Below are 6,725 nucleotides of genomic sequence, written 5' to 3'. Positions count from 1 at the left end.
GAGACGCTGTGGCCCGACTTCCGCGGCCGGCACCTGCTGGAAGCCATCGCCGAGTTCCAGAAGCGCGAGCGGCGTTACGGCGGCCTGGTCTCTTCCAACGGCAAGCACTGAGCGATGAAGCGCGTCGCCACCGCGGTGGTGCTCATTCCGCTGGTGCTCGTGGCCGTGTTTCGCGCGCCGCTGTGGACCTTTGCCATTCTGGTCGGGCTGATCGCTCTGTGGACCGCCCAGGAATATCTGAACCTGCTACCGCACTATGGGGTTCTGCCGTTTCGCTGGCTCACGCTGCTTCTGGTTGCGACGTGTTTTCTGGTTCCTTTAGGGCTGGAGGGCAGCAGCGTCAGTTCGAACTGGCTTGCGGCGCCAGCGGCGGTGGCCATGGTGGCCCTGTACGGCGCGCCCTTCCTCTTTCTGATTGCCGGGTTCCGACGCGAGAGCTTGGCGGGTACCCTGCCCGCGGCGGCGCTTTCGCTTTTCGCCTTGCCCTATGTCGCGCTTCCGTTGCTCTCGATTGTGTTCATCCGGCTGCTACCGGCGGGCGCGTTTTTCCTGGCCCTGTTGCTGATCCTGGTGTGGGCGGGAGACATCGCCGCCTATTACGTGGGCCGGACTTTCGGCAGGCACCTGATGGCGCCGCGTATCAGTCCGAAAAAGACATGGGAAGGGGCGGCCGCTTCGATCATTGCTTCGATCGCCCTGGCCATAGGGCTGGCCCAGTCTGCACCTCGCATCGGCCAGTGGTTGAGTCAATGGGCCCTGGTGCAGGGCTTCCTTTCCCAAGGGCTGCTGGCGCCACCCAGTTGGGTCCCGCTGGTGCTTGCTGTTGCAATCAATGTTGCCGCGCAACTGGGAGACCTTGCGGAATCAGTTCTCAAGCGGGGCGCAGGCGTAAAGGATTCCGGCGGCTCGCTGCCCGGACACGGTGGCATGCTGGACCGTATCGATGCGCTGCTCTTCGCTGCCCCGGTGGCCATGGTAGTATTCGTTTTCACCTACAGCTACTTCATTCCTCCGTCCTAGCGGTGAGCGGCCAGCTTTGACCAAGCGCATCGCCATCTTGGGCTCGACCGGCTCCATCGGGAACAGCACGCTCAGCATTGTCGAACGCTATCCCGAGCGGTTCGCCGTGGTGTCGCTGGCTGCGGGAGGTAACGTCGAAGCGGCGTTCGCCCAAGCCAAGCGGTGGAAGCCGCGCATGGTTTCGATGGCCACGGCCGAAGCCGCGGAGAAGCTGGCCAACAAGCTGGCAACCGAGGGCTTGCAGGCTATCGAAGTCGCCAGCGGACCGGAGGGCGCAGTCCGGGTCGCAACCCACCCCGAAGCCGATTTTGTAGTCAGTGCCATCGTGGGCGTGGCGGGCCTGGAAGCAACCTATGAGGCGGTGAAGGCAGGCAAGCAGGTCGGACTGGCCAACAAGGAGTGTCTGGTGGCGGCCGGCGAACTGCTTACGGCTGAGGCGAAGAAGCAAGGCAAGCCGCTGCTGCCCATCGACAGCGAACACAATGCGGTCCACCAGTGCATGCGCGGCGGCCGGCTGGCCGAGGTCCGGCGCGTGTGGCTCACGGCTTCCGGGGGACCGTTCCTGGACGTTCCCCTCAGCGAGTTTCCCGGCATCACGGTGGAGCAAGCCTTGAACCATCCCACCTGGAAGATGGGCCGGCGCATCACCATTGACTCGGCCACGCTGATGAACAAGGGCTTCGAGGTGATCGAGGCCTGCCGGTTGTTCGGCTTGCCGCCTGCTCACGTGGAAGTCCTGGTGCATCCGCAAAGCACGGTGCATTCCATGGTGGAGTTCGTGGATGGCAGCATCCTGGCGCAGCTTTCGGTGACCGACATGCGCCTGCCCATTCTTTATGCACTCACGTACCCGGAGCGCGTGGAGAGTGACCTGCAGATGCCCCTGGGTGACCTTCGTCATCTGGATTTTCGCCCCCCGGACATGGCAAAGTTCCCTTGTCTGGCCCTGGCCTACCAGGCGGCGGAGGCCGGAGGGGCCAAAACGGTAGCCCTGAATGCCGCTGACGAGGTGGCGGTGGCCGCGTTTCTGGACGGCGACATCCGCTTTGACGAGATCCCCCGTACGATTGAGAGGGTCCTGGATGCAACAAAGGCGGTCCCTCCGGAATCTATTAAGCAGGTTCTGGCCATGGACGCCGAGGCCCGCAGGCAAGCCCGGGAGCAGGTGGCCGGCCGGGCCGGCGGCCGTGCCGCGGCCTCCCGCGCCGCAAGGTAGCGAACGGGAACTTCGGTACAATATCGGTACAATAGAGGTAGCGAACTGATTCCGTGATCGAAATCCTTTTCAGCAACATCGTCTCGGTGGCGGTCGTGCTCGGGGTCATGATCCTGGTGCACGAGTGGGGCCACTTCGCGGTCGCCAAGCTGTTTGGCGTGCGGGTGGAAGTGTTCTCGGTCGGATTCGGCAAGAGGCTGTGGGGCGTGAAGCGCGGCGATACCGACTACCGCATCAGCGCTATCCCGCTGGGCGGCTACGTCAAGATGGCGGGCGAGAACCCCATGGATCAAGTCAGCGGGGCGCCCTACGAGTTCATGTCGCATCCGCGCTGGCAGCGGTTGCTCATCGCACTGGCCGGGCCGTGCATGAACATCGTGTTGTCCGTAGCCCTGCTTACGGGCGTCTTCATGGTGCGCTACGAGCACCCGGTCTTCCTGGACAAGCCCGCCCTCATCGGTTGGGTGCTGGAAGACTCCGCCGCCGCCAAGGCCGGGTTCGAGGCGGGTGACCTCATCGTCAAGATCGATGGCATCGAGAACCCGACGTGGGAGCAGGTGTTCCCGCAGGTGATGCTCAGCCCCAACCAGCCCATCGAGGTCACCCTGAAGCGCGGCGACCAGCTACTGGTGAAGACCATCCGCCCGGACGCCGTTGGCCCCTCGGAAGTCGGCAGCCTGGGCCTGCTGCCGGACAAGCCCAATACCGTGACCGCCCTGGAGCCGGGACTGCCCGCCGAAAAAGCCGGCATTCAGCCGGGTGACGAGATCGTAGGGCTGAATGGCGTCCCCATGCGCTCCATGCCGGCCCTGCAGCGCTATTTGCAGCAGAATGGCGAGAAGCCCGTGGTGGTCAACCTGGTGCGCCAGCAGGATCAGCTTGACATCTCGCTGACGCCGGTGAAGGCGGAGCTGGAAGGCGAGCAGTTCTATCGTATCGGCATCTATTCGGACCCGCAGGAAGTCCACCAATTGCCGTTCCTGGCGGCGTTGGGAAAGTCACTTGAGCAGAACAAGAAATACTCCCTGCTGATCGTGGAACTGGCACAGCGGCTGGTGCAGCGCCGGGTATCGCTGCGGCAGATTGACGGACCCATCGGCATCGCGGGCGCCGCGGGTGCGGCGGCGCGTCAAAAGGGCTGGATGCCGCTGCTCACGCTGATGGCCATGATTAGCCTCAACCTGGGCGTGTTCAACCTGTTCCCCATCCCCATTCTGGACGGGGGCGTCATCCTCATGTTGCTGATCGAGAGCGCCATGCGGCGCGACATCAGTATCAACATCAAGGAACGCATCTACCAGGCGGCGTTCGTCTTCCTGGTGCTGTTCGCCGCCATCGTGATCTACAACGACATCGCCAAGACCCTGCCCGGGCTCACCAAGTACGTGCCGTAAGAGATGTGGCGGTTTCGTGATTTTTGATGGGTGAAAAGGGCCGCAGAAACCTGCGGCCCTTTTTCATGCCTGCCGACTGGCAATCACGACATCAAGTCACCCGATCATCAATCTCCCAACTACGTGCAACCCGTGAAGCCCAGCGTTTCCGCAGTCAGCGAGACCGCGGGCGTCACGGTGAGCGAACCGCCGCCGGATTGGTTGCTGGTGGATAGAGTCGAGGGACTACAGCTCTCGGTTCCGCCGGACATCGGCAAGAACGCCTTCCCTTCCACCGTGAATACCACCGGGTCCACCGTGTTCTGCGTATAGGTAGTGCCACCGGAGCTGAAGGCGCCCACATTGGGGTGCGCGCCGGGGACCATCACCGTGTAGCTGGCGCAGAAGGTGTTCACGGGGCAGGCGGCATCGGAGGCCGTGGGGAAGCTCAGCATGGTGGCCGACTGCGCCGGCAGCGGCACCGTAATGCTGAGCGCCTGGCCCGGGATAGGCTGCAACGCGGAGAGCTGAATGTCCGCGGCCGTCCCGGCAGCCCCCGTGGTCGTCGTCACTTGGCCTGCGATGGAGGCCGCAGCTCCCGCCGTGGTAACCAGGGGAACATTACCCAGGCTGTTGCCTGGCTGGACGCCGGTGGTCACTGTGGCTGCGAAGGCGTTGTTAGAGCCATCGACCGCGGCCACCACGACGTCATAGGTGCCAGGCAGGACCGGACAGAAAGTGAAGGCGCCGTTGGAATCTGCCGTCGTCTGCATGATTACGCGGTCTATCCCGCTCACGTTCTGTTCCAGCGCCACCACAATGTTGCCGCCCGAGATGGGCAGGCCGGTCGCGGAGTCCACCACCGTCCCGCTGATGGCGTTGTTGGTGGTGTTGACCTCACCCGCATGCAACACGGGCTTGAGGCGGAACTGCCCGTTGCCCTGGATCACAATCGAGGAGCAGGCATTGAAGTCGATGTTCAGGGTAGAAGTCTGGTTTTCCTCGACCACGAAACTGCCGCCGGCGAGCTGGCCGGAAGGGATCTTGATGCCGGTCTGGGCCTCGCTGGAAAGCTGCAGGGTGTGCACACTGCCATCGGCGGCGAGCACCACGCAGTTGGCGGCGCTGCCCGTGCACTGGTTTCCGGGGACCGTGGCTCCGGAAGTGTTGTCCAGCAGAATCACCCGGATCTGCTGGTAGGTGCCGGCCGTAATCACGGTGCCGGGCGCCAGCGTGGCCAGGAAGCACTGCGCGTTGCCTGCCGCGAGCAGGTCGACTTGCTTCGGGTTGGCGGGAAGGTCGGGAGTCAAGTCGATCCAGTCCGAGGCACTGGCATCGGCGGTCGAACTGGAGTGGATCTTGACGTCCTTGATGGTCACCCAAACGTGGCTATAGGGACCTTGGGGCGCCTCGCAGGTGGCGGGATCGCTCACGTTCGTGGTTACGGTCCCTGTCTTGTTGGGGTCGATGGTGATTTCGCCCTTGCTGCTGCAGGCCAGCAGGATTGTGCCCGCAGCCACCAGCGAGATCAAAGCCAGAATGACAATGAATGCGTGTTTTTCCTGTTTCATGAAACGACCTCCTTGGTCGCGGTCTTCGCGCGGCGGTTTTCGAGGAGGAGGCGGGGAACGTTCCCGGAGAGAATCGAAAAGCCGTCCTTGAGCCTATCACGGGAGAAAAGTCTATGAAAGCGGACTGAAGCATCGAACCTGTTCCCAGCGTCCTCTAGTATTGCGACCCAGCGTTCCAGCCATCAACAGGATGAACGCTGTGGCATAACACTCTAGGATTCAGCAGGATATCCGTGGGTTGCCCCGAAACAAGCGGTGCAAAGCCACATGCTAAACTTAAGTACATGGCCGAAATCCGACGCCGGGAAACCGTGACCGTCCTGGTGGGCGGGGTGCGTGTAGGTTCGGCCGCGCCGGTGGTGGTGCAGTCCATGACCAACACTGACACCGCCGACATTCCGGCCACGGTCGCCCAGGTAGCGGCCCTGGCCCGAGCGGGCTCCGAACTGGTGCGGGTCACGGTGAACAACGACGCGGCCGCGGCGGCTGTGCCGCGCATCGAAGAAGAACTCGAGCGTCAGGGCGTGCGCGTGCCCATCATCGGCGACTTCCACTACAACGGCCACATCCTGCTCAAGAAGTACCCGGAATGCGCGCGCACGCTCGCGAAGTACCGCATCAATCCCGGCAATGTTTCCATTGGACGCAAGGACGACGACAACTTCCGCACCATGATCGAAGTAGCGGTGAAAAACCAGAAACCGGTGCGCATCGGCGTGAACTGGGGCTCACTGGACCAGGCGCTGCTCACGCAGATGATGGACGAGAACTCGCGCCGGGAGGAGCCGCTCGACGCCCGTGAAGTCACCATGGAGGCCATGATCGAGAGCGCGCTGCGCTCTGCCGCCCTGGCGGAGAAGTACGGCCTTCGCGCCGACCAGATCATCCTCAGCGCCAAGGTCAGCGGCGTGCAAGACCTGATCGACGTCTACCGCGCGCTGGCGGCGCGCTGCCGCTACCCACTGCACCTGGGCCTGACCGAAGCCGGTATGGGCGCCAAGGGAATCGTAGCCAGCACTGCCGGTATGGGCGTCTTACTGCAGGAAGGCATCGGCGACACCATCCGCGTCTCGCTCACCCCGGCCCCGGGCGGCGACCGCACCGAAGAAGTGCGCGTGGCCCAGCAGATCCTGCAGTCGCTGGGCATCCGCAGCTTCGTGCCGCAAGTGACCGCCTGCCCAGGCTGCGGCCGCACCACCAGCACGTTCTTCCAGGAGATGGCTGACCAGATCCAGACCTACCTGCGCGAGCAGATGCCGGCGTGGAAAGGCCGCTACGCAGGCATCGAAGAGATGAAGGTGGCGGTGATGGGGTGTGTGGTCAACGGGCCGGGCGAGTCCAAGCACGCCAACCTGGGCATTTCCCTGCCCGGCACCTTTGAAGAGCCCAAGGCGCCCGTATATGTTGATGGGCGCCTCTTCACTACGCTCCGGGGAGACAACATCGTCCCGGAGTTCATCAAGATCCTGAACGAGTACGTCGAGTCGCACTATGCTGTGCGCGCCGAGGCCGCCAGCGCCGTTTAGCGCTATACCGCCAGGGCGA

Annotated in this window: 5 protein-coding genes; 4 read left to right on the top strand and 1 reads right to left on the bottom strand. The window is 63.5% G+C overall.

Translation table 11 applies throughout. The annotated features are described in order from the left end of the window. Positions 1–114: 114 nt before the first annotated feature. The 3 genes from VLE48_10215 to rseP are packed head-to-tail and all read left to right on the top strand — an operon-like array spanning position 115 to position 3,630. The gene (locus VLE48_10215; GenBank protein HSA93374.1) at positions 115–1,020 is read left to right on the top strand and encodes a phosphatidate cytidylyltransferase; all 906 of its coding nucleotides are present in this window, start codon (positions 115–117) and stop codon (positions 1,018–1,020) included. A 16-nt stretch (positions 1,021–1,036) separates the two neighbouring features. Further along, positions 1,037–2,236, top strand: a complete 1,200-nt coding sequence (locus VLE48_10210; protein HSA93373.1) for a 1-deoxy-D-xylulose-5-phosphate reductoisomerase — start codon at positions 1,037–1,039, stop codon at positions 2,234–2,236. Between the two features lie 53 nt (positions 2,237–2,289). Further along, positions 2,290–3,630, top strand: coding sequence for an RIP metalloprotease RseP (gene rseP / locus VLE48_10205; GenBank protein HSA93372.1), 1,341 nt, complete (start codon positions 2,290–2,292; stop codon positions 3,628–3,630). A gap of 119 nt (positions 3,631–3,749) precedes the next feature. Here rseP and VLE48_10200 read toward each other — a convergent pair whose 3' ends face one another. Further along, positions 3,750–5,180 carry a DUF4382 domain-containing protein gene (locus tag VLE48_10200; GenBank protein ID HSA93371.1) on the bottom strand — a complete coding sequence of 477 codons (1,431 nt, stop codon included), beginning with the start codon at positions 5,178–5,180 and terminating at the stop codon, positions 3,750–3,752. Positions 5,181–5,464: 284 nt separating this feature from the next. Here VLE48_10200 and ispG point away from each other — a divergent pair, with 284 nt between their 5' ends. Then, positions 5,465–6,706: a flavodoxin-dependent (E)-4-hydroxy-3-methylbut-2-enyl-diphosphate synthase gene (ispG, locus tag VLE48_10195; GenBank protein HSA93370.1), complete on the top strand. Its 1,242-nt coding sequence runs from the start codon at positions 5,465–5,467 to the stop codon at positions 6,704–6,706. The last annotated feature ends 19 nt before the right edge of the window (positions 6,707–6,725 follow it).

The organism is Terriglobales bacterium (genome assembly GCA_035454605.1).
Classification (GTDB): domain Bacteria; phylum Acidobacteriota; class Terriglobia; order Terriglobales; family Acidobacteriaceae; genus DATMAB01.
This window is presented reverse-complemented; position numbering and strand designations above follow the sequence as displayed.